This window comes from Chryseobacterium sp. CP-77 (assembly GCF_036362765.1).
GTDB classification, from domain to species: Bacteria; Bacteroidota; Bacteroidia; order Flavobacteriales; family Weeksellaceae; genus Chryseobacterium; species Chryseobacterium cupriresistens.
In genome coordinates this window covers 3,878,769-3,902,452 of sequence record NZ_CP143637.1, presented here as the reverse complement: position 1 = coordinate 3,902,452, position 23,684 = coordinate 3,878,769, and the positions used below count along the sequence as shown (strand labels likewise).

At 36.0% G+C, this 23,684-nt stretch carries 16 protein-coding genes and 1 riboswitch; of the genes, 5 read left to right on the top strand and 11 right to left on the bottom strand.

Going from position 1 to position 23,684, the window contains the following annotated elements; translation table 11 throughout:
- Nucleotides 1-12 precede the first annotated feature (12 nt).
- Nucleotides 13-110, bottom strand: a riboswitch (SAM riboswitch).
- A gap of 244 nt (nucleotides 111-354) precedes the next feature.
- On the top strand, nucleotides 355-762 hold the full coding sequence (gene aroQ, locus V0410_RS17380) for a type II 3-dehydroquinate dehydratase (protein ID WP_330745048.1): 408 nt from the start codon (nucleotides 355-357) through the stop codon (nucleotides 760-762).
- A 37-nt stretch (nucleotides 763-799) separates the two neighbouring features.
- Complete coding sequence (locus tag V0410_RS17375; protein WP_330745047.1) at nucleotides 800-1,240, top strand: hypothetical protein; 441 nt, start codon at nucleotides 800-802, stop codon at nucleotides 1,238-1,240.
- Between the two features lie 49 nt (nucleotides 1,241-1,289).
- On the opposite strand, the gene pckA is transcribed toward V0410_RS17375, so the two are convergent.
- The 11 genes from pckA to rimP all read right to left on the bottom strand — a co-directional run bounded on the left by pckA (nucleotide 1,290) and on the right by rimP (nucleotide 19,846).
- Entirely contained in the window at nucleotides 1,290-2,906 is a 1,617-nt protein-coding gene (gene pckA, locus V0410_RS17370) for a phosphoenolpyruvate carboxykinase (ATP) (RefSeq protein ID WP_330745046.1), read from the bottom strand.
- Between the two features lie 127 nt (nucleotides 2,907-3,033).
- On the bottom strand, nucleotides 3,034-3,939 hold the full coding sequence (locus tag V0410_RS17365) for a GYDIA family GHMP kinase (RefSeq protein WP_330745045.1): 906 nt from the start codon (nucleotides 3,937-3,939) through the stop codon (nucleotides 3,034-3,036).
- Between the two features lie 10 nt (nucleotides 3,940-3,949).
- On the bottom strand, nucleotides 3,950-4,825 hold the full coding sequence (gene fabD / locus V0410_RS17360; RefSeq protein WP_330745044.1) for an ACP S-malonyltransferase: 876 nt from the start codon (nucleotides 4,823-4,825) through the stop codon (nucleotides 3,950-3,952).
- Between the two features lie 70 nt (nucleotides 4,826-4,895).
- Entirely contained in the window at nucleotides 4,896-6,860 is a 1,965-nt protein-coding gene (locus tag V0410_RS17355; protein WP_330745043.1) for an amino acid ABC transporter substrate-binding protein, read from the bottom strand.
- Between the two features lie 38 nt (nucleotides 6,861-6,898).
- Nucleotides 6,899-8,485, bottom strand: coding sequence for a bacillithiol biosynthesis cysteine-adding enzyme BshC (gene bshC, locus V0410_RS17350; RefSeq protein WP_330745042.1), 1,587 nt, complete (start codon nucleotides 8,483-8,485; stop codon nucleotides 6,899-6,901).
- 12 nt (nucleotides 8,486-8,497) lie between these two features.
- Complete coding sequence (locus V0410_RS17345) at nucleotides 8,498-10,435, bottom strand: putative porin (protein WP_330745041.1); 1,938 nt, start codon at nucleotides 10,433-10,435, stop codon at nucleotides 8,498-8,500.
- A gap of 92 nt (nucleotides 10,436-10,527) precedes the next feature.
- Nucleotides 10,528-11,967, bottom strand: a complete 1,440-nt coding sequence (locus V0410_RS17340) for a RagB/SusD family nutrient uptake outer membrane protein (protein WP_330745040.1) — start codon at nucleotides 11,965-11,967, stop codon at nucleotides 10,528-10,530.
- 12 nt (nucleotides 11,968-11,979) lie between these two features.
- Entirely contained in the window at nucleotides 11,980-14,775 is a 2,796-nt protein-coding gene (locus V0410_RS17335) for a SusC/RagA family TonB-linked outer membrane protein (RefSeq protein ID WP_330745039.1), read from the bottom strand.
- A gap of 305 nt (nucleotides 14,776-15,080) precedes the next feature.
- Nucleotides 15,081-18,050, bottom strand: a complete 2,970-nt coding sequence (gene infB, locus V0410_RS17330; protein ID WP_110008475.1) for a translation initiation factor IF-2 — start codon at nucleotides 18,048-18,050, stop codon at nucleotides 15,081-15,083.
- 76 nt (nucleotides 18,051-18,126) lie between these two features.
- Nucleotides 18,127-19,362: a transcription termination factor NusA gene (gene nusA, locus V0410_RS17325; protein ID WP_002982960.1), complete on the bottom strand. Its 1,236-nt coding sequence runs from the start codon at nucleotides 19,360-19,362 to the stop codon at nucleotides 18,127-18,129.
- A gap of 16 nt (nucleotides 19,363-19,378) precedes the next feature.
- On the bottom strand, nucleotides 19,379-19,846 hold the full coding sequence (gene rimP, locus V0410_RS17320) for a ribosome assembly cofactor RimP (protein WP_034691441.1): 468 nt from the start codon (nucleotides 19,844-19,846) through the stop codon (nucleotides 19,379-19,381).
- A gap of 213 nt (nucleotides 19,847-20,059) precedes the next feature.
- Between rimP and V0410_RS17315 the strand changes: the two genes are divergently transcribed.
- From V0410_RS17315 to rfbA, 3 genes are all read left to right on the top strand, one after another.
- Complete coding sequence (locus V0410_RS17315; protein ID WP_330745038.1) at nucleotides 20,060-21,373, top strand: UDP-glucose dehydrogenase family protein; 1,314 nt, start codon at nucleotides 20,060-20,062, stop codon at nucleotides 21,371-21,373.
- 4 nt (nucleotides 21,374-21,377) lie between these two features.
- Complete coding sequence (rfbB, locus tag V0410_RS17310) at nucleotides 21,378-22,457, top strand: dTDP-glucose 4,6-dehydratase (RefSeq protein WP_330745037.1); 1,080 nt, start codon at nucleotides 21,378-21,380, stop codon at nucleotides 22,455-22,457.
- A gap of 95 nt (nucleotides 22,458-22,552) precedes the next feature.
- Nucleotides 22,553-23,416 carry a glucose-1-phosphate thymidylyltransferase RfbA gene (rfbA, locus tag V0410_RS17305; protein ID WP_330745036.1) on the top strand — a complete coding sequence of 288 codons (864 nt, stop codon included), beginning with the start codon at nucleotides 22,553-22,555 and terminating at the stop codon, nucleotides 23,414-23,416.
- The last annotated feature ends 268 nt before the right edge of the window (nucleotides 23,417-23,684 follow it).

Below are 23,684 nucleotides of genomic sequence, written 5' to 3'. Positions count from 1 at the left end.
CGATAAACCAAATGCTTATTTTTCCTTAAAAGGCTGAATGTAACACCTTGCCCACGGGTAGGTTGTCAAGACTTCACAGGGTCAGTTCCCTCCATCTTTCTTTATAAGCCGATCGAAATATGGTTGCAAAGCTAAAAACTTTTAGTCTACAAAACAAGTAGACTTATATTTTTTTCATGATAATATTTTAACAATTAACATAAAATTTTAATAAAAGCCATAACAATAAGGAGTTGCGACTGTTATCATTTTTTCACACATGACAAATATCATTATCAATAATTCAATGGAATAAAAATTCAGCATCACTTAATTTTTATGTAATTAATTAAAAAAACTTTTTAATTTTATAGAATGAAAGTTTTAATCATCAATGGCCCTAACCTCAATCTGTTGGGCACAAGAGAACCTGAAATCTATGGAAATGTTTCTATGGAAAATTATTTGGAAATTTTAAAATCCGAGTTTCAATCTCATGAATTAAAATATTATCAGTCAAATATTGAAGGAGAGCTTATCAACAAGCTTCAGGAAGATGACTTTGATGCCGTTGTGATTAATCCGGGAGCTTTTACTCATTATTCTTACGCTATTGCTGATTGCTTGAAAAATATTCGAAAGCCAAAAGTAGAAGTACATATCAGTAACATTTATAAAAGAGAAGAATTCCGACAGAAATCTGTGACGGCAGCCAATACGGATGCGGTTTTATCTGGTTTTGGGATGGATGGGTATAGATTGGCTTTATTAAGTTTAAAATAATTCTAGTAATTTCCCGCAGCTAGTTATGGATAAATTTATGAAAATAAATGATAAAATTTACTGTAAGGATGTTGGGGTCTATTCCAGTCAATTAACAAAAAGAGAATCCTATATTATTAAAGAAATAAATGATGCAAATGTAAGGATTCAAAATAATGAAGGAAGGCTGAGATGGTATTCGAAATTTTATTTTAGTTTAAATAATGAACCGGAAATAATTTCGATTAACATAGATGATACAATAGAAAATATTGAATCTGATGTCATAGAAGTAACCATTACATTTTCTGATAAAGCAAAATATTGGATGACCTTCACAACTCCAAAGTATTTAGATAAGATGTTGGATGAAGAGTCTTATTTTTCTTCAAAGCACTTTATCATCATAAAATCTCTAACTGAAGAATCAATCAAATTAACAGTTCTAAAACTGGATGAACAGAATGAGTTGATTGAAAACTGTAAAAAATATGAATAAAAAAACGCCTCATCATTGATGAGGCGTTTTGTATGTTGATTGGTAAGTATTAAATAGTTTGTTCCTGCAATTGAGGTCCTGAAGCAACTAACTTCTTACCTTCTTCAGTATCACAGTACTGCTCAAAATTCTTGATATATCTTGAAGCAAGATCTTTTGCTTTTTCTTCCCATTCTGAAGCACTTTCATAAGTATCTCTAGGATCTAAAATACCTGTAGAAACGTTTGGCAATTCAGTAGGAATTTCAAGGTTCATGATCGGAACCTGAGTTTTAGGAGCATTATCAATAGAACCGTCAATGATGGCATCAATGATTGCTCTGGTATCTTTTAGAGAAATTCTCTTTCCGGTACCATTCCAACCTGTGTTAACCAGATAAGCTTTAGCTCCGTGTTCCTTCATTTTACCAATTAATGTTTTAGAATACATTGTTGGGTGTAAGGTAAGGAATGCTTCACCAAATGCTGGAGAGAAAGATGGCTGAGGTTCTGTAATTCCTCTTTCAGTTCCTGCTAATTTTGATGTATAACCGCAAAGGAAGTGGTATTGAGCCTGATCTTCATTCAGGATAGAAACCGGAGGAAGTACTCCGAATGCATCTGCTGAAAGGTAAACAATCTTTTTGGCATGACCTGCTTTAGAAGGCAATACAATTTTGTTGATATGATAGATTGGATAAGAAACTCTGGTGTTCTCAGTGATAGATCCGTCGGTATAATCTGCTACTCCATTGTTCACAACAACGTTTTCAAGAAGAGCATCTCTCTTGATGGCAGCGAAGATATCCGGTTCTTTTTCTGCGGATAAGTCGATAACTTTAGCGTAGCATCCGCCTTCATAGTTGAATACTCCGTTATTATCCCATCCGTGCTCGTCGTCACCGATAAGGTATCTCTTAGGATCGGCTGATAAAGTTGTTTTACCAGTTCCTGAAAGACCAAAGAATAAAGCTACATCCCCTTTTTCTCCTACGTTTGCAGAACAGTGCATTGAAGCCATCCCTTTTAATGGAAGATAGTAGTTCATCATAGCGAACATCCCTTTCTTCATCTCACCTCCATACCATGTACCTCCGATGATCTGTAGTTTTTCAGTAAGGTTGAACATGATGAAGTTTTCAGAGTTTAATCCCTGAGCTTCCCAGTTCGGGTTGGTAGTTTTTGATCCGTTGATTACTGTGAAATCCGGCTCGCCAAAGTTTTCAAGCTCATAGTGAGAAGGACGAATGAACATATTAGTAACAAAATGTGCCTGCCAAGCCACTTCAACGATGAATCTTACTTTAAGTCTCGTATCCGCATTCGTTCCGCAGAATGTATCTACTACATAGATCTTTTTAGATCCGGCAAGCTGGTTCAGCACTAGTTCTTTACAAGACCCGAAAATTTCTGCAGTTGTAGGTAAGTTTACTTTACCATCCCAGAAAATTGTATCTCTTGTAACATCATCCTGAACAATATATCTGTCTTTAGGTGAACGACCTGTGAAAATTCCTGTTTTTACTGATACTGCGCCTGATTCTGTAAGCTCAGCTTTCTCAAACCCCTGATTTTCAGGAGAAACTTCAGCCTGATATAATTCTTCGTAAGAAGGATTATACACTACTTCATAGTTTCCTTTAATCCCTAATTTCTCTAAATCCTGGATGATTTTAGTGTTTTTCATTTTACTTATATTTTCTATTTCTTTATTGCTTTCAACAAAAATAATATTAATTATTTGTTAAAGGTGGTTTAAATATACTGATATAAGTCAGAATGGCAAATAAAAAAACAGGATTGTAATATACTGATTATAAACCAATTATATCATCCCATTCAAAAACAGTCGTAAAACCTTTCTCCCAAAAATAGTTCTTATAGTCCCCAAATTTCGCACTCATCACAAAATCTCCACCCCATGCGCCTAAACTTTTGACAAATGAAGGGCAATCTGAGAAAAATTTTTCTTTAACTGTGAGAATTTCAAGAAAATCGGCAATTTTCCGCTCATGAATCATCATTAATTCAGAAAAATTTTCCAATTCATCGCATAACATAATTTTCTTTGTGATATCCGAAAATTCATCAACCAGTTCCGGGGACTTCTTTTTTGATTTGTAAAAATTGATTCCTTCCCTACTATCCTGCTTCTGATTTAAATGGATAAAAATCAGTTCATTTTTAAAAGCTGGATTAAAATCTACTTTCTCATATCTGATCTCCGGTTTACTCTGGAAAAGAACTGCAGATTTTTCTTTCGCTACAGCGATATCGTATCCACTGCCTCCCAAACTGATGCTGTTAAGATGAAAAGGATCTATTTCAGCCCATTCCGCAAGGTTATTCATCAGGGTGGAACTGCTCCCAAGCCCATAATCTGCAGGAAACTGAAGGTCTGTTTTTAAATAATAAGTAAGGTCTGTTTTGAATTTACTGTCAGAAAGCAGCTGAACATTTTGTAATGTTTTGGTAATAAATTCAGCGCTTGACGGAATATTGGTTTCTAAGATCTGCCAGTTTTTATAATCAATGACAGCTTTTAACCATAATGTATTCTGATGATAGGCTTCCCAAAGAATAAGAGATTTTCCATCTTCTTTTTCTTCAAAGAAAAACTCTTGTCCCAGCCTGGTAGGTACCGCTAAGACAAGAGCTCCATCGATTGCGAAATATTCTGAAGTAAGCATAAGCTTGCCCGGTGAAAAGATCGCGCTCATATTTTTTTATTTAGATTGCAGAAGTTGCTTCTACAGATCCGTCAATTTTTTTGATCAATCCCTGAAGGGTTTTTCCTGGTCCTACTTCTACAAAGTTAGAGGCACCATCTTTAATCATATTCTGAACAGATTGAGTCCATTTTACAGGACCGGTAAGCTGAGCGATCAGGTTTTGTTTGATCTCATCAGGGTTGGTTACCGCTGTAGTCGTAATATTCTGGTATACAGGAATAGTTGCTTTTCTGAATTTTGTCTTTTCGATAGCTGCTGCCAGTCTCTCCTGTGCAGGCTGCATCAATGGTGAGTGGAAAGCTCCGTTTACCGGTAACAGCAATGCTCTTTTAGCGCCTGCTTCTTTCAGCTTTATACAAGCTTCTTCTACTGCAGGAGTTTCCCCTGAAATAACCAATTGTCCCGGACAGTTATAGTTGGCAGGAACAACAATCCCGCTGATCTGCGCACAGATTTCTTCAACCTTTGCATCGTCTAATCCTAAGATTGCAGCCATAGAACTTGGATTGGCGTCGCAAGCTTCCTGCATTGCTTTCGCTCTTTCAGAAACTAATTTCAAACCGTCATCAAAGGATAAAACTCCGTTGGCAACCAAAGCTGAAAACTCTCCCAAAGAGTGTCCGGCTACCATTTCAGCACCAAGACCATTTACGGCTTTTAATGCTGCTACTGAATGTATAAATATTGAAGGCTGGGTAACCTCTGTTTTCTTAAGATCCGCATCCGTACCGTTAAACATAATGGAAAGAATGTCGAAACCTAAAATTTCATTGGCAGATTCCATCAGATCTTTAATATCTTTTCTAGAATCATACAATTCTTTTCCCATTCCTACGAACTGAGAACCCTGCCCTGGAAATACAAGTGCTTTCATGTATTGAATTAAATATTATGCAAATATAACTATAATGTTAACAATATTCGTTTTAAGTGCTATAAATCATTTATGGTACTAACCTGATTACTCTGTAACCTGTATTTACATAAGCACCGTTAGCTTTAGATTTTACAAACTCAAATTTGGTCGCAAGCTGAGTCTGAACTTTATTCATTTGTTTAAAGATCTCTCCTTTTTTATTCTCTCTGGTTAACATGTCATTTACCACATCAAAACCTACGATAGCATATTTCGGTGGCGTTTTGCAGTATTTGCTTTTATAAGCAGCCAGAATTTCTTTCTCAAAGCTTCCGTCTGTATTGATCTTTCTATCCATCAGATATACAAGACTTGCCTGGCTCAGCTCATCCACTTTCTTCTCAAAAACAGGAGAATAGAACATACTGAAGGCTTTTATTCCCTGAACTTCTTTAGACATCGCAATCATTCTGTTGGCAAAAGCATCTCCTGCAGTATTATCATCATTTGCTAAAATGGCAATAACCGGTGCAGACTGTCCTGTCATCATATTCTGATCCGGCTGAATATCTGCCGACGAATTAACAATAATAATATTAGGATTTTTTACAGCTTTTTCAAGTCCGGCTTTGATATAGTTGGCATCTTCTTTTTTAGCATCTGCCACTATATATATTTTCTGATCTGAATACACTGCTTTTACTTCTTCCACAATCTTATCAGCATACGTCTGATTATTGGTTTCTACAATAATAAGGTTACTGTAGTTATAGAGTTCCGGTGAGTTGGCAAATGGTGCTACAATCGGGATTTTCTGATTTTTGGTGAAATCAAGAACATCAATTACATTAGATTTGAAGAAAGGTCCGATAATAAGATCTGTATTATCAGGGTTGATCTGCGTCAAAGAGTTTTTGAACGAAGCTTCATTCCCTGAGTCTACTACTTTAATATCCAGTTTTTGTCCTCCTCTTGCATTTCTTTCAATAGCGAGTTTAGCTCCTGTCAAAAAGTCAAGTGCCATTCCTCTGTACTGCGTTTCATTGGTGCTGTACCCGAAAGGAAGCATCAAAATAACGCTTAAAGCATCACCATTCTTCTTTATGTATGCAGCATCCTGCTTTTTGATTTTTAAAACCATTCCGGTTTTCAAACCATGTGATAGATCCGGGTTAAGAGCAATAAGCTCATCAATAGAAACACCGAATTTATTAACAATAGAGAACACTGTATCTCCCTGCTGAACCGTGTAAGTAACATAATCATCACCTGCAACAACAGTGGAAGCAGCGGTTGATTTTTCGTTGCCTGAATCCATTTTTGCTTTTGGATTTGAAGTTTCAGCAACAGTATCAGTATTATTGTTATTGGATCTTTTTATTGTTATGGTATCACCAGGTTTCAGTCCTTTTTCTTCCAATCCCGGATTTAAAGCATAAAGATCCTGCTGGCTGATGCCAAACTGTTTTGTAATTCTGTAATAATTATCTTTTGCCTGAATCACATAAGATTCTCCTTCTGCAGCAGCAGTGGTAGCAGATGTAGCAGCAGTTGCTGTTACTTTTTCTACAGGAGTTTCAACGGGCTTTTCTACTGTTACAGCCTGTTGCTCGCCACCATATTTTTTAATGCTGGCAAGAGGTAATGTGATTTCGTCTCCGATTTTCATGTGAGAATCCAGTTCAGGATTCAGTTTTCTTAAATCAGTTTCGGAAATTCTGTATTGTTTTGTAATACCATAGATGGTTTGCTTTGGCAGTAAAACAATTTTACCCAGAGAAGAAGCACTTGTATTTGAAGTTACTTTTCCTGCAGGAGCTGTTTTTGTTACAGCCGGAGTGGCTGCTTTTTCTGATTTTATCGTTAAAACATCTCCGATCGCCAGTTTGCCATCTTTATGTTTTGGGTTTAGCTTCAGCAATTCATCTACAGTCATTCCATACTTTTTGGCAATGTTGTAAGGATTGTCACCTTGCACAACCGTATGTGATTTCTGGGCTGAAACTCCCAAAACCATACATAAACTGGATAGAATAAAAAACCTCTTTATCATATTCGATAATTATAATTTACAAAAATACTTCTTTAAAATTAAATGGCAACAATTATTAATTTTGAATCTTGAACCACCATTTCTTCCAAACAATTTTCAAGCCACGAATAGCCATAATCTGAAAAGAATACACTAAAGTTATATACCCTCTCCTGCCATGTTTTTGCGGGATGAACATCTAAAAACAGATTTTCAAGTCTTTCGAGCAATTCATTCTGTTTTATTTTTTCTGCATGAAGCAGTCGTTTTTTCATTCTTTTAAATGATTTCAGCTGTCGTACTTCTTCTGCCTTCACCATATTACCGAAAGATCTCTCCGTAGTTTCCGCAGATGCTTTCAGTGCAGAAAAATTACTGATCAATACTTCTTCTTTTTCTTCGAGCAATCGTAGAACAGAATTATCTTTTAAAATCTTCTGATTGGTAAGTACCGTAAAATTTTGGAAAAAATCTTCTATTTTAAGATCAAGCTTTTTTATTTTCCCTAAGGTTTTTTCTTTCAGGAAAAGCATAGAATTTCTTGGAATCAGGATAGGAAAAGGAATATTGATTTTTGAGAAATAATCTTTCAGTTCCAGCCAGTACATGATTTCGGCATTTCCACCAATATAAGCCAGATTGGGAAGTACGTTTTCCTGATAAACCGGACGCATTAATGCATTCGGACTGAATTTTTCAGGATGATTTTCCAGTTCAGCCAGAATCTCTTCTTCTGTAAACTGGATGGTTTTATCCACAATGATATACTTCTGACCATTAAATTCAATTCTGTCTCTGGTGTCAGAAAGATAGAAAAGGTTAATTTCACGAGGATTTACCTGAACCTTTCCATATTTCTCAGTAAGAAAATCTACTTTGTCTTTGGAAGTTTTCTGTAAACTGAAGTTCAGAAGCTCATCTTTAAAAATCGTTTTTATCTGATTCTTAAGTTCTACAGAATCTCCATCCAGAATCAAAAGTCCGAATTCTGAAAAAAGACGGTTGACAAGAATCTTAATGGCTTCCGTTAAGGTGTTTCCTGCTTTATAAGCTTCCTTCATCATTAAAATCAGCTCTGTCCCGAAAACAGAATCTTTGAATTCCTTTTCAAATTCAGAAATAAAATAGGTATCACTGATTTCAATTCGTCCTACGGGGCCGCCGGATTTCCCGTTGGTTTCGTAATAGTTATTTTCAGTTTTAAAATGATTGATCTCTGCAAAATCATGATCCTCCGAAGCCATCCAATATACCGGAACAAAATTAAAATCCGGAAAATTTTCTTTCAGATAGGTACATGTCTTTATCGTCTGAAGAATTTTATATATAAAGAAGACAGGTCCGGAAAACAGGTTCAGCTGATGTCCTGTTGTAATAGTGAACGTGTTTGGCTGTTTAATACTATCAAGATTTTCTTTCTGTTTTGAAGAAAGAGTAAGACTTACAAGCTGACTTTCAAATACATCAGCTAAAATATTTCTTTTCTCTGATGCGAAAGAATCTTTCTTCAGGTGCATCTGCTGTCTGAAATGCTCTAAGGAAAATGTGTTATTTTCAAAACCTTCAATTTTCTGATGTAAAAAATCTTTTACCAGCTGAGGAATGCTTTCTATATCGTTAAATGATATTTTATTAATTGTTTTCAACCTGTACAGTTTTTAGTTGAACAAATACCACACAATTCCGATATTCAATCTGAAATCATACACCGGGTAATGTGGAAATGCATATGCTTTGTTGTTGGAGATCACCGTTCCTATCTGCTGCCCTTCTATGAAAAAGAACATTTTCTTCACCTTCATATTAATATAAACATCGGCGATAGGCTGCCCTCCAATTGAAAATGAATCTGCTCTTGGCAGAATGTATTCATTAAGAACCGGGAAATATTCTCTTGAAGCGAATTTAGAGAAATAATATACTTTAACCCCTGCTTGAATTTCTGCTGCTTTTTTAAAGGCCTGTGTCTGGTAGAAGAAGTTGGCTCTCCCGATAAAACCTGGTAAAGGAAGCAATTCTTTATTGGTTAAAGTATTCTGGAAATGCACTCTTGTATTCAGATGGAATTTATTGAAGCTGAATGTGGCATCTCCTCCGATCTGAGAAATATTCACAGAATTGTTACTTTGCTTCGGACTTCCGTTACTATCAAAATACGTATAGTTATCAATTCTGAAGTAATTGGCAAAAAGCTCTGTTTTGAACCATTTCAGATTGATGCTACCTCCTACTTCCATTACAGACTGGTTCTTCGCATCTTCAAAATAATAATTGAAATTGTTATAAACGGAAGTATTTAATAAATAATTGAAAGAAGGATAGGCACTCTGGAAGTTTACTTTTGCATTAACGAAATAATCTTTGATTGGTTCAAACTTCAGATTATTGGTTGTTTTCAGATAACTTTTAAACTGGCTTCCGTTTGAAAATTCCAGGAATGAATTTAATTGAATTTTGTTCCAAAGTTTTACCTGCAGATTTCCTACAGCTCCAATTCTGTTTTCTTTCAGTTCGCCAGGGAAAGGAACACCGTTCAGTGCAACAACATCTCTTATACCTAATTTGATCATCTGATAACGCACCCCTGCATCCAGCTTGAATTTTTCATTATTAAAAATCAAGCTTACCGTATTGCTGAAGTTTTCAGAATATTTTTTGGTTGTCAGCGGGAAACCATCTACCAGTTCAGCAGGGTCATTATACCAATATGGCTCCAAAGCAGTTTGATTATAATAATATTTGTTCCCCTGATGAGAAATAATATGTCTTATACTAAAAGGAAATTTCCCGGAATTGAATGGCGTAAACTGATGACTCAGATAGTATCTTCTGTAAGAAAACTGTGAGCTTGAAGAGGCCAGATTTACCTGCGCATTTTGTCTGTTGCTATAATTACTGTCACCACTTTGAAACAGATTATCCTCTGTAATACCTCCACTTTCCTGATTATTTACATTCTGATGAAGATAATGGGCAAAAAGCTCATAATTTCCGCTTTTTGAAACATAGTGCCCAGAGAATAGTGTATTGTTATTTGCTGACAATGAGTTTCTGTAAAGTCCCTGAGAACGGAGTCCCATATATTCAAGAGCGAAGTTGAATCTTTTTCCGATGTTCTGAGTATAGGTTGATTTCAGAGCAGCTCCGTTTCGCATGGCATTATGATAAATAAATGATGCGGTAGGTGTTTTTACGTCGTAGTATTTCACATCATTGGCTCCAATGATCATGTAGGATTTATTGGAAGGCAGTAATGAAAGATTTTCTTCAGGATTTACTTCAAATACAAGTGGATTGAATCCTGCACCAATGTTGGCAGGCTGAACTTTTCCAAAATTATCTTTATTATTTTGCTGTGAAAAGATATAGGTTTTATCAAAAGTCATTACGGTATCAAAAACTTTCTTTTCAGAAAACTGAGTCTGATACTGGTAGTCATTAATGGTAGGCTTAAAAATTTTCAGGGAATCTTTTTTCCCGGAATCTATCACAAGGGTGTCTTCTTTTTTGGACTGAGGCTTTGTCTCTGCTTTATTCACGACCTGAGCCTTGGCTATAAAACCTAAAGAGAAGAGTATGAAAAGGATGTACTTCATTATTCATTATTGTACAGCAAAAATAAGAAATAAAAGGACATAAAAAACCCCTGCTTTGAGCAGGGGTTGTATATCAAATGATTATTGTATGATTAATAACCAGGGTTTTGTTGAATCTGAGGGTTGTTATCAATTGCTCCTTGAGGAATTGGTAATTGCCACTTGTGACTTGCAACAGGAAGCGACAATACAGTCGCAGGGTTTCCTGCTCCATTAGATTCAGGACCAAAGTTAGATCTTTGAATAGGTAGAGCAAGTCTCTTTAAAGTAAAGAATCTGTCTGTTTCAAATGCTAATTCTAGTCTTCTTTCTAACATAATTGCATCCCACAGAGCTTGACCAGCTTCTGCTCCAGGAACAAATCCAGTATATCTTTGAGCTCTTAATGTATTCAATAAACCTAAAGCTCCAGCTTCGTTTCCTTTTTTATACATTGCTTCAGCAACATTTAAAAGTACTTCTGAAGTTCTTAAATACTTCACATCAACGGCTTCAATTGGTTTGTCTGTAGCTTGCTTGTATTTAATTACGTTATTATAATTTTTACCATTGAAAGGAGATGTCACGATATAAGAAGATTTTCTAATATCTATATCCTTGAACTTAGTATATAAATCATAGTCTACAACATATTCTGACTTAATCTGACCTCCTACAGTCTGGTTATAAGCAGAACCTGTTTTAATATTTTCAATACTTGAGTTCAATATTTTGAATAAAACTCCATCAACAGAAGTATCATTCCAGATATTTTTAAAAGTTCCGATTGTTCCAACACTTGGTTTTAAGGCAAGAGCTTTTTGCCCCCAAGTAATAGCATTATCATAATCACCTTTATACAAGTATACTCTTGATAACATTCCTTGTACAGCTGCCTTTGTAAGTTTACCTACATTTGCAGATTGCGTAATGTTTTGTTCTGCAAAAAGTAAATCACCAAGAATTCTGTCATAAACCTGATTTACGGTCAGATTTCTTGTAGTTACCAAAAACGGATCAAATTTATCAACATATGCAATACCCATTGAACCTCCAGCATCAGCAGACTGAGTAGGTATTTTACAATATCTTCTTACGATATCAAAGTGAGCAATTGCACGGATTCCTCTTGCTTCAGCTTCGATATTAGTTCTAAATGCCCCAGGCGCTAAATTATTAATCTTATCAAGAACCGCATTAGCCCTAGCCGCTACAGCATAACCACCTCCATAAACAGAAGTAATTTCTCCTACGTTTCCAGCAAAATTTAAATTGTATCCATCGTTATTAGATCTCCTTCCCTGAGGATTCTGAATTAGGTTATCTGAAAGAATATCTGGTATTATCAATTGAGTATTATCTCCTTGATAGTACCCTCCAATTTTAAACGCATCATATGCATAATCTACCCCTCTTCTGAAGTCTCCTTCAGTTGTATAATAGTTATCTACAATCAGTCTATCATTTGGCTCTACACTTAAATCATCAGTACAAGATGCAACAGTGAAAGCCATTGAAGCAAATAATACTATTCTTACTATATTTTTTTTCATGATAAAATTGAATTAGAAGTTAACTTGCACTCCCATTAGGAATGTTCTTGTATTTGGATAATTGTATAAACTTAAAGCTCCTGGAATAAATGCTCCATTGTTAATTTGAGTTTCAGAAGCTACAGCAATTTCTGGATCTCCTGTAAAATTAGTCCAAAGAGCTAAGTTCTGACCAGAACCATATACTCTGATACTGTTTACAGGAAGTTTCTCACCTAAGAATTTCTTATCAAATGTATATCCGATTTCTACTGATCTCAATCTTACGAAATCTGTTTTTTGTAAGAATTGATCTGTTGTTTGAAGACCGTTTACATTAGGTTTTGGTAACACACCTGTATCTCCTGGGTTTTTCCAGTAATTGAATGCATCTGTACTTAAGTTTTGGTTATAAGCAGAGAAGTCAACAAGGTTTTGTGCTACGATATTATAGCTATATCCTCCTGTTTGGAAAGAGAAATCTGCGTTTAAGTCAAATCCTTTATATCTGAACGTTGTTCCAAAACCTCCATAAGCACTTGGCAATGTAGATTTTCCTGGCAGGAACTGAGCATCACCTGAACTATATACATTAGTTATAGAACCATCAAGTTTATAATACAATGCATCTCCTGTAGTAGGATCTACACCTGCACTTTTAACCATTTTAAATACTGTTGGCTCGTTTCCAATGCTCATGAATGTGTAACCATCTAAGCTAAGCTGAGTATTAGTTCCGTATAAGCTCTTTACATTATATTTAAGCATTGAAATATTTCCTCTTACAGACCAGTCAATATCTTTACTTCTGATGATGTCAATATTCAATTCAGATTCTAAACCTTTAATTTCAATATTTCCAGCATTGGTAACACTCGAGAATAAGTATCCACCTCCTTCATATTGAGTACTTGGAATTGCATAAAGGAAATCTTTTCTGTCATCCTTAAATACTTCCGCACTTAGTTTAACTCTGTTATTCCACATTACAAAGTCAACCCCTAAGTTTTGAGATGTTTTAGACTCCCATTTAAGGTTTTTGTTTCCTACACTGTTAGAAGGACCTGAAGTAGGATCTAAACCATAGTCACCAGATACAATAGAGATAAGGTTTTGATAATCTGCAAGAGCAGAGATATTACCTGTTGTACCAATACTATATCTGAATTTAATATCATTGAAGAAAGGAACATCAAAAAAAGATTCTTTTGCTAAATTCCATGCTGCTGAAGCAGACCAGAAGTTACCATATTTATTGCCTTCCCCTAGTCTTGAGTTTCCATCTCTTCTGATTGATCCAGATATGATATATCTGTTAGCATAGTTATAGTCAACAACTCCTAATAAACTCACATAATTTGTTGTAGTTGTATTACCTGTAACCGCAAATGGAGTAGCTGCCGAACCTACATCAGTAATGTCTGGCCCTAGCATAACTCTTTTTGTTCCTGATAAACTTCCGAATTGCTCCTGGCTATATTCGAATGCAGCAACTGCAGACACTTTATGTTGTCCGAAAGATCTTGAGAAGTCGAATCTATTATTAAATACATATGTCCAGAAATCTGATCTTGTATCTCTAATACTTCCATCCGGATATCCGTACACTTTAGCAATATCTGAACCTTTTCTTACAACATATTTGTTTTTTCGAAGGTCATAGATTGTACCGAAAGTAGATTTAAATGATAATCCTTTAAAGAACTCATAAGTACCAAATACCTGTCCTGACAATCTTGTTCTCCAGTCAGTTGTCACCTCATTTCTTCTAAGGTCAATTGGGTTAATAGAGTTTGTTGTAGGATTGAATGAACCATTTGGATTATAAATTGGCTCATATGGATTCAATGAGTATACTGAATAGAATGGACTTAATGCGTTATATGAGAATCGCTGATCTTGAGTCTTAACATTTACTACACCAAAATCAAAACCTAACTTCATTTTATCAGTAATCTTCTGATCGAAGTTAAATCTAGCATTGTATCTTTTAAATCCTTCTAATTCCTGTAAGATCCCTGAGTCAGAATCATAACCGATAGAAGCATAATATGAATTTTTATCTCCTCCGCCTCTTACAGATAAGTTGTGGTACTGGATGCTTGAGTTTCTTAAAATTTCTTTTGACCAATCATGATCCTGCGCTAATAATGCAGCTTTTTCTTGATCTGTATAAAGCGGGTTTGGATTAATTCCAATTGTGGACATTTCATCTTCAAATTGAATCTTTTGTGCAGTATTCATCATTTTGAAGTTGATATCCTTTGGCTTATAAGCAAAACCAAATCTTGTATCGTATGTAATGGCTGGTTTTCCTAATTTACCTCTTTTAGTAGTAACTACAATAACCCCGTTTGCAGCTCTAGCTCCATAAACAGCAGTAGAAGCAGCATCTTTCAATTCGGTAACACTTTCAATATCTGTTGGAGGAATCGAGTTAAACTGACGTTGAGTCATATAGATACCATCAACAACGAATAGTGGATCAGATGCTCCTAGAGTAGAAGACACATTGATAGCACCTCTGATTCTAATTGATCCCGGTTCTCCTGGTTTACCAGAGTTTGTAGAAACCTGCAAACCTGACATCTTACCTTGAAGCATGTTGGTAATACCTGTACTTGAAGCTGACATTCTCGTTAATTCTTCACCAGATACTACAGAAACAGCTTGGGTAACTTCTTCTTTTTTCTTTTTTTGTACCCCAACTACAACAATTTCATCAATTACTTTAGTATTTGCTGTATCCTTTTTAGTTGTTTGTGCAAAAGCAGATTGTCCTAAAAAGAACATAACCCCTGCACTCAATACACATAGTTTAACATTCATATTAACAAATTTTAATATATTTAATGAGCAAATATGTTAATAAATATTAACATCCACAAATTAAACCAGTGTTTAAAGTACTCTTTTTTTTAATGTTTCATTTAAAATTTACACAAATAAAATAGGATTCAATAATAATTTACAGATTTTATTCAATAAAAAATATTTTTCTTACCGACCAAATTCATTTTAACAAATTATTAATAATTTAAAAAATATTATTTAGAATAATTATAAATTAAATGGATTCAAAAAATAAAAAAACCACTTTATAAAAAAGTGGTTTTCACATATTTAGGATATATTTATTTCAGTTTCTTCTTAACCGCTACTTCTTCGTAAACTTCAAGAATATCTCCGATTTCAATATCATTATAACCTTTAAGGTTCAGACCACATTCGTAACCTTTTGTTACTTCCTTCACATCATCTTTGAAACGTTTCAAACTTTCAAGTTCACCGTCAAATTTAACAATACCGTCTCTTAGCAAACGTACTTTTGACTGTCTTGTTACTTTTCCGGTAAGAACCATACAACCTGCAATTGTTCCTACTTTAGAAATCTTGAATACCTCACGGATTTCAACATTACCAATCACCTGTTCCTGAATTTCCGGAGAAAGCATTCCCTCCATCGCTTCTTTTACTTCATCGATTGCTTTATAGATTACAGAGTAAGTTCTGATCTCAATTTCCTCACGATCGGCAAGTTCTTTTGCATTGGCACCTGCTCTTACATTGAATCCAATGATAATGGCATCTGATGCTGCTGCTAAGTTGATATCAGATTCAGTGATCTGTCCTACACCGGAGTGAAGAATCTTCACACTGATTTCTTCTGTTGATAATCTTTGTAACTGATCAGAAAGAGCTTCTACAGAACCATCCACGTCTCCTTTAAGGATAATGTTCAATTCTTTGAATTCTCCTAAAGCAATACGTCTACCCAATTCTTCAAGGGTTGTATGCTTCTTGGTTCTGATTGATAATTCTCTCTGCAGCTGTTCTCTCTTATTGGCAATAGCTTTACCTTCACTTTCATCAGCATATACTCGGAATTTATCACCAGCAGTAGGCGCTCCGTCTAAACCTAAGATTGTTGCAGGAATTGATGGCCCTGCTTCTTTTAGATTTTTTCCTCTTTCATCAAGCAAAGCTTTTACTTTACCGTGATTTTTACCTGCTACTACATAATCACCTACTCTTAAAGTTCCGGTCTGCACCAACATTGTTGCTACATAACCTCTACCTTTATCTAAGGATGCTTCAATAACAACTCCGTTTGCTGCACGGTCAGGATTTGCTTTCAACTCAAGCATTTCAGCCTGTAGTAAAACTTTTTCCAGCAATACATCTACGTTATTACCGAATTTAGCTGAGATCTCCTGTGCCTGAACATTCCCACCCCATTCTTCTACTAAAACCGGTGGATTTAATCCTGATAACTGCTGACGGATGTTGTCCGGGTTTGCATTCGGTTTATCTACTTTGTTGATAGCAATGATCATTGGTACTCCTGCAGCCTGTGCGTGAGCAATTGCTTCTTTTGTTTGTGGCATTACATCATCATCGGCAGCAATTACGATAATTGCAATATCCGTGATCTGTGCCCCTCTTGCTCTCATCGCTGTAAAGGCTTCGTGACCTGGTGTATCTAAGAATGTAATTCTCTGACCGTTTTCCAGTTTCACATTATAAGCACCGATGTGCTGAGTAATACCTCCTGATTCACCAGCAATTACGTTGGTTTTTCTGATGTAATCCAATAATGAAGTTTTACCGTGGTCAACGTGTCCCATTACAGTAACTACAGGAGCTCTCTGCAATAAGCTTTCTTCAGTATCCACTTCATCTTCAGCATCTGTATCTTCAAGATCAGCATCTGAGAATTCGATTTTATAACCAAATTCATCTGCTACTAATAATAAAGTATCTGCTTCAAGTCTCTGGTTCATGGTAACCATTACCCCTAATGAGAAACAAGCAGAGATTACTTCAGTTGGAGAAACATTCATCAAACTTGCCAATTCACCTACTGTGATGAATTCTGTTACTTTAAGAGTTCTGTCTTGTGCTTCAAGCTCCTGCTGGCGCTCATCCTGCTCTCTACGGAAAGTTCTTTTGTCCTTTCTGTGTTTTGCAGATTTAGATTTTCCTCCTTTATTAGTAAGTTTTTCTAATGTTTCTTTGATCTGGTTTTTAACCTGTTCGTCAGTTAATTCAACTGGCATAACTCTCTGCCCTGGTCTGTTGTTCTGACCTCCTTTTTTGAAGCCACCACCTTGACCCTGACGGTTTCCACCACCCTGGTTATTTCCAAAACGGTTTCCACCCTGGCCACCCTGACCTTGAGGACGGTTTCCTTGTCCTCCCTGACCCTGGCGGTTTCCGCCTTGTCCACCGTTATTATTCTGACGATTTCCCTGGCCCTGACCACCTTGGTTATTATTTCCTGAGTTTTGATTATTCCCCTGACCTTGTTGGTTATTCTGACCAGGTTTTTCAATTCTCTTTCTTTTCTTTTTTGCTCCGGCACCCGGCTTCGGCGCAAACTGAGTCAAGTCGATCTTTTCCCCAACGATTTTAGGACCGTCAAGCTTCTGATATACTGTCTCAATTTTCTGTGGTTCCTGAGATTCAGGTTCAGCCTCTGTTTTTGGAGTTTCCACTTTTTTCTCCTCTGCAACCACTGGTTTTGGAGTTTCTTTTACTGTTTCCACAGGTTTAACTTCTTCTTTTTTCTCCTCCATTTTTGGTTTGTCTTTTTTCACAGGTCTGTTTCTAGATTCTATTTGAGACAAATCAATTTTATCCAAAACTTTAAATTCCTGCTTTTCAGGCGCTGCTTTAACTTCCGGTTGTTCTTCTTTCACGATTTCTTCTTTCTTTTCTTCAACCGGTGTCGCAACAGGAGCCACAGGAACTGCAGGAGCTGCAGGAGCCTCTTCAGCTTCAGGCTTCTTAGGTTCCAAATCTATTTTACCTAAAATTCTAGTTTCTGGTTTATTTGCTTTAGCTCTTATCACTTCAGGGGTTTTCTTTTCTTCAATTTCCAGCTTTTCTTCCGGAACTTTAGTGATCACCACCTCATGGGAAGCCTTTCTTTGTTCGCCGTCTTTAGCAAACTCAGCCTCCAATGCAGAATATGCCGCTTCTTCCAATTGAGCGTTAGGATTGCTTTCAACCTCGAAACCCCTTGACTGTAAAAACTCTACTAATCTGGACATCGAAATGTTGAATTCCTTAACCGCTTTATTTAATCTAATTTTTGGCATTTATATTATTTACTGTTTTTAATTTTTAAAATTAAAGTATTTCTTTTTTACTGTTTATTAAAATTTATTTAAAATCTTAATCTTCAAATTCTTCTCTCAGAATACGTTTCACCTCTTCAATAGTTTCTTCTTCAAGGTCAACCATATTTAAAAGACTTTCAGTTTCTTTATCCAATACTGATTTTGCAGTTGTAAGTCCTACTTTCTTAAACTCATCCAAAATCCACTGCTCGATATCATCGTTAAATTCTTTCAATTCAACATCATCATCCTCGCTGGACTCTCTGTATACATCAATCTCATATCCTGTCAACCAAGAAGCCAGTCTGATATTCTGACCTTGTTTTCCGATCACTTTAGAAATTTCTTCAACAGGAGTATACACCAACGCGTAGTTCGTCTCCTCATTGATTTCAATTTTGTTAATAGTAACATTTCCTAATGCTCTCTTCACCAAGATCTCAGGGTTTTTAGACCACTGAATAACATCGATGTTTTCATTTCTCAACTCTCTTACAACGCCATGAATTCTGGATCCTTTCACTCCTACACAAGCTCCTACAGGATCAATTCTGTCATCATAAGCATCTACTGCAATCTTCGCCTTTTCACCAGGAATTCTCACTACCTTTTTCAGGATAATTGTTCCGTCCTGGATCTCAGGAATTTCCAGCTCTAATAACTTCTCAAGGAATTTAGGTGCAGTTCTGGAAATAATAATCTGTGGTTTAGAACCTTTAAAATCTACTGTCTCAACAATAGCTCTGATATTCTCACCCTTTTTAAAGAAATCGGATGGGATCTGGTTTTCTTTTGGTAAAATAAATTCATTTCCTTCATCATCCAGCAGAATCACGTGCTTATGACGGATGTGGTGGATTTCCCCTACAACAATTTCACCAATTTTATCTCTAAACTGTTCGTACAGCATTGCATTATTGTGTTCCTGAAGTTTTGTAGCAAGGATTTGCTTAAGGGTAAGAATATTTCTTCTTCCCAACTGTGCAACAGGAATTTCCATTGTAAAGTCTTCACCTACTTCGAAGGTAGGATCAATCTTCTTCGCTTCAGAAATTTCAATTTCCAAATCATCATCTTCAGACATTTCGTCCTCTACAATTGTTTTATTTAAAAATATCTGAAAATCTCCTTTATCCGGGTTTACAATCACATCAAAATGATCATCTGAATCGAATCTCTTTCTTAAAAGAGTTTTCAGTGAATCTTCAATAATTGCCATAAGATCAATCTTACTGATCCCTTTTTCGTCTTTAAAATCACCAAAGGATTCAATCAACGCTATATTATCCATCTATTCTTTTTTCTTTTTAAAATTTAATTACTACTAATGCTTTTTTGATCTCAGGATAAGAAATCTCTTTCTCCTCCTCCACATCTACTTTTCCTTTTCCGATATCTTTCGGTTTCCGGTAACGCAGAACAAGTGTGATCTTCTCATCGTCTACTTTTGACAATTCTCCTTCAATTTTAGAAGAATCCTCCAGCATCACCTCAATCTCTCTTCCAATGTTTTTACTGAACTGTCTTGGTGTGGATAATGGCTCGCTCAGTCCTGCAGACATCACCTGAAGGCTGAAGTCATGCTCTTCACGATCCATATTGAATTCAATTGCACGGCTTGCATCAAGACAATCCTGCAAAGAAACTCCGTTATCACCATCCAAAATCACTGTAATATCATCCCCTGCAGAAATTTTAAGATCAATAAGAAACAGATCTTTTCTGGTCTCAAGGAATTCATTTAATAATTCTTCAATTCTTTTTCTAAACTCCATATATTTTTATCTTGATTTACAGTACGAAAAAAGGCTTTCTTCCGAAGCCTTCCCATTTTTTCCGTAAATCCATTGCAAATATAAGCTTTTTTTCTAAAAATGCAAAATAATCTTAAGTATCAAGTAAATAGCGCCAGATTCATTTACAATAAATTAAAAGAATATGTCAGAAGATTTTTATTACTTTTGTCTTAGAATTTAAAAACAGACATTTTGAATATAACGATTGTAGGAACAGGTTATGTAGGTTTGGTTACAGGAACCACTCTGGCAGAACTTGGCAATTCAGTATACTGTGTTGATATTGATGAAAAAAAAGTAGAAGGTATGAAAAACGGCATAGTTCCCATCTATGAGCCGAACCTTGAAGAAATGTTTTTAAGAAACATTCAGTCTGAAAGATTATTTTTCACTACCAACCTTAAGGAAGCTTTAGACAAAAGCGAAGTGATTTATCTGGCATTACCTACTCCTCCGGGAGAAGATGGATCTGCAGATCTGTCTTATGTACTTCAGGTAGCTGATAATATTGGCGAAATGATGACCGGATACAAAGTCATTGTCAATAAAAGTACGGTTCCTGTAGGAACTGCAGACAGAGTAAGAGAAACCATCTCAGCAAAAACAAATATCCCTTTTGATGTTGTTTCAAATCCCGAATTTTTAAGAGAAGGATTTGCGGTTGAAGATTCAATGAATCCCTCAAGAGTAGTGGTTGGTGCAAGTTCGGAAAGAGCCAAAGACATCATGTCTAAAATATACCAGCCTTTTACCAACACCGGAATTCCTATCATTTTCATGGATGAGAAATCCTCAGAACTTACAAAATATGCTGCGAATTCATTTCTGGCAGTAAAAATTACCTTTATGAATGAGATCGCGAACTATTGTGAAAAAGTGGGCGCAGATGTAGATAAGGTAAGACTTGGGATGGGTAGTGATGACAGAATCGGACACAGATTCTTATTCCCGGGGATCGGATATGGAGGTAGCTGCTTCCCTAAAGATGTAAAAGCACTTATAAAATCCGGAAAGCAGGAAGATTTTAATTTTCAGATCCTTGAAGCTACGGAAAATGTAAATACAGCCCAGAAGGTGATCTTAGTGTCTGAAATTGAAAAATATTTCGGAGGAAGTATTGAAGGAAAGAAAATTGCTATGTGGGGGCTTGCCTTCAAAGCCAATACAGATGACATTAGAGAAGCTTCATCTTTAGATAATATTGCTCTTTTATTGGAAAAAGGTGCAAAAATTGTAGCATATGATGCTGTTGCAGAAAATAATGTTCAGAAGCTTTTAGGTGATAAAATACAATACGCCAAAGGAATGTATGATGCACTCGAAGATGTAGACGCACTGTTTATTGCTACAGAATGGCCGGAATTCAAAAATCCTAATTTTGACCTTATGGCTAGAAAGATGAAAAACAAAGTCATTTTTGACGGCAGAAATATGTACCCACTGGAAATCCCTGAACAGAATGGATTTCATTATAAAAGTATAGGAAGAAAGACCATCACAAAATAAATCAATGAAAAATATTATCATTACAGGAGGTGCCGGATTCATCGGCTCCCATGTTGTAAGAGAGTTTGTAAAAAACAATCCGGATACTACGATCGTCAATCTTGATGCTCTTACCTATGCCGGAAATCTGGAAAACTTAAAGGACATTGAAAATGAGCCGAATTATGTTTTCGAAAAAGCAGATATCACAAAACCGGAAGAACTTAGAAAAGTTTTCGAAAAATATAATCCGGATGCAGTTGTACATTTAGCAGCAGAAAGCCACGTAGACAGAAGTATTACAGATCCAATGGCATTTATCAACACGAATGTGAACGGAACCGCTAATCTTCTGAACCTTTGTAAAGAATTCTGGACATTAAATCCCGATCATACCCACGGCAGATTCCCGGATGAAAAAAGAAACAATCTTTTCTATCATATTTCCACGGATGAAGTATATGGAAGCTTAGGGGAAACAGGTTTCTTTCTGGAGACCACATCATACGACCCTCAATCTCCTTATTCAGCTTCAAAAGCAGCTTCTGACCATTTGGTAAGAGCTTACGGAAATACCTATGGAATGCCTTTCATCGTATCGAACTGTTCCAACAACTACGGCCCGAATCATTTCCCCGAAAAGCTTATCCCTCTTTGTATTTCGAATATCATCAACGAGAGACCCCTTCCTATTTACGGTGATGGAAAATATACCAGAGACTGGTTGTTTGTCATTGACCATGCCAAGGCGATTCATCAGATCTTTAAAGAAGCAAAAACCGGTGAGACTTACAATATTGGAGGATTCAACGAGTGGCAGAATATTGATCTTGTCAAAGAACTGATCAAACAAATGGATGCCAAACTGGAAAGACCGGAAGGTTATTCAGAAAAACTGATCACTTTTGTTAAAGACAGACCGGGTCACGACAAACGTTACGCTATTGATGCAACAAAACTGAATAAAGATTTAGGCTGGAAACCTTCAGTTACCTTTGAAGAAGGATTAGCAAAAACCATCGACTGGTATCTGGAAAATAAGGAATGGCTGGAAAATGTAACTTCTGGAAATTATCAGGATTATTACAGCAAACAATACAGCTAAATATATTATTTGAGATAACAGAGCAATAGAACTCTTTATCTTCACAGAAATTCAACTCACAACACAAAAGAAATAAGCGTCTTACGCACCAAAACATGAAAGGAATAATATTAGCCGGAGGTTCCGGAACAAGACTTTACCCTCTAACTATTGCCGTAAGCAAGCAGCTGATGCCTGTTTACGACAAACCTATGATCTACTATCCGCTTTCCACATTGCTTTTAGCAGGAATCAAGGATATTCTTATCATCACTACTCCACATGACCAGGAAGGTTTCATCAAACTTTTGGGCGACGGCTCGCAAATCGGCTGTAATATAGAATATGTTGTACAGCCAAGCCCTGATGGTTTAGCACAAGCTTTTATTCTGGGTGAGCAATTTATTGGCAACGACCCCGCCGCACTGGTATTGGGAGATAATATTTTCTATGGTTCCGAAATGGGAACTTTATTGAAAAACAAAACCAATCCGCAGGGAGGAGTTGTTTTTGCTTACCACGTAGCAGACCCTGAAAGATATGGTGTAGTAGAATTCGACAAAAACCTGAAAGCTGTTTCCATTGAAGAAAAGCCTTTAAATCCTAAGTCAAACTACGCTGTTCCCGGCCTGTATTTTTATGATAACAATGTCGTTGAAATCGCTAAAAACATCAAGCCCTCTGCAAGAGGTGAACTGGAAATCACAGATATCAACAATGTTTATTTAAGCAATGGAAAACTTGAAGTAGCTGTTCTTAACAGAGGAACGGCATGGCTGGATACAGGGACTTTTGATTCTCTTCATGACGCTTCAGAATTTGTAAGTGTTATTGAAAAAAGACAAGGATTTAAAATCGGCTGTATTGAAGAAATTGCATTCAGAAACAAATTCATTGATGAGGAGAAACTGCTTGAAACGGCTACCAAATATGGTAAAAGCGGATACGGTGAATACCTGAAACAGCTCGTAATAAAATAATAAATTCATCTACAAAAATCAAAAGCTATTCTATAAAAATGTTAATAGCTTTTGATTATAATACAACTATTAATATATTAGTTGTAATTTTCCTGTTGCATGTAAATAATATTCCTAATACATAAAATCCGGGATAAGATTAATTATTATAAATTTGAAAAAAAATCTACTTTGAAAACCGTAGTATACACATCTGATAAAAAAACACATTTTTTCCAAGAGCTCAAAGCGATTTACCGGGATATAAAATCTTCTAATTTTTTAGCCT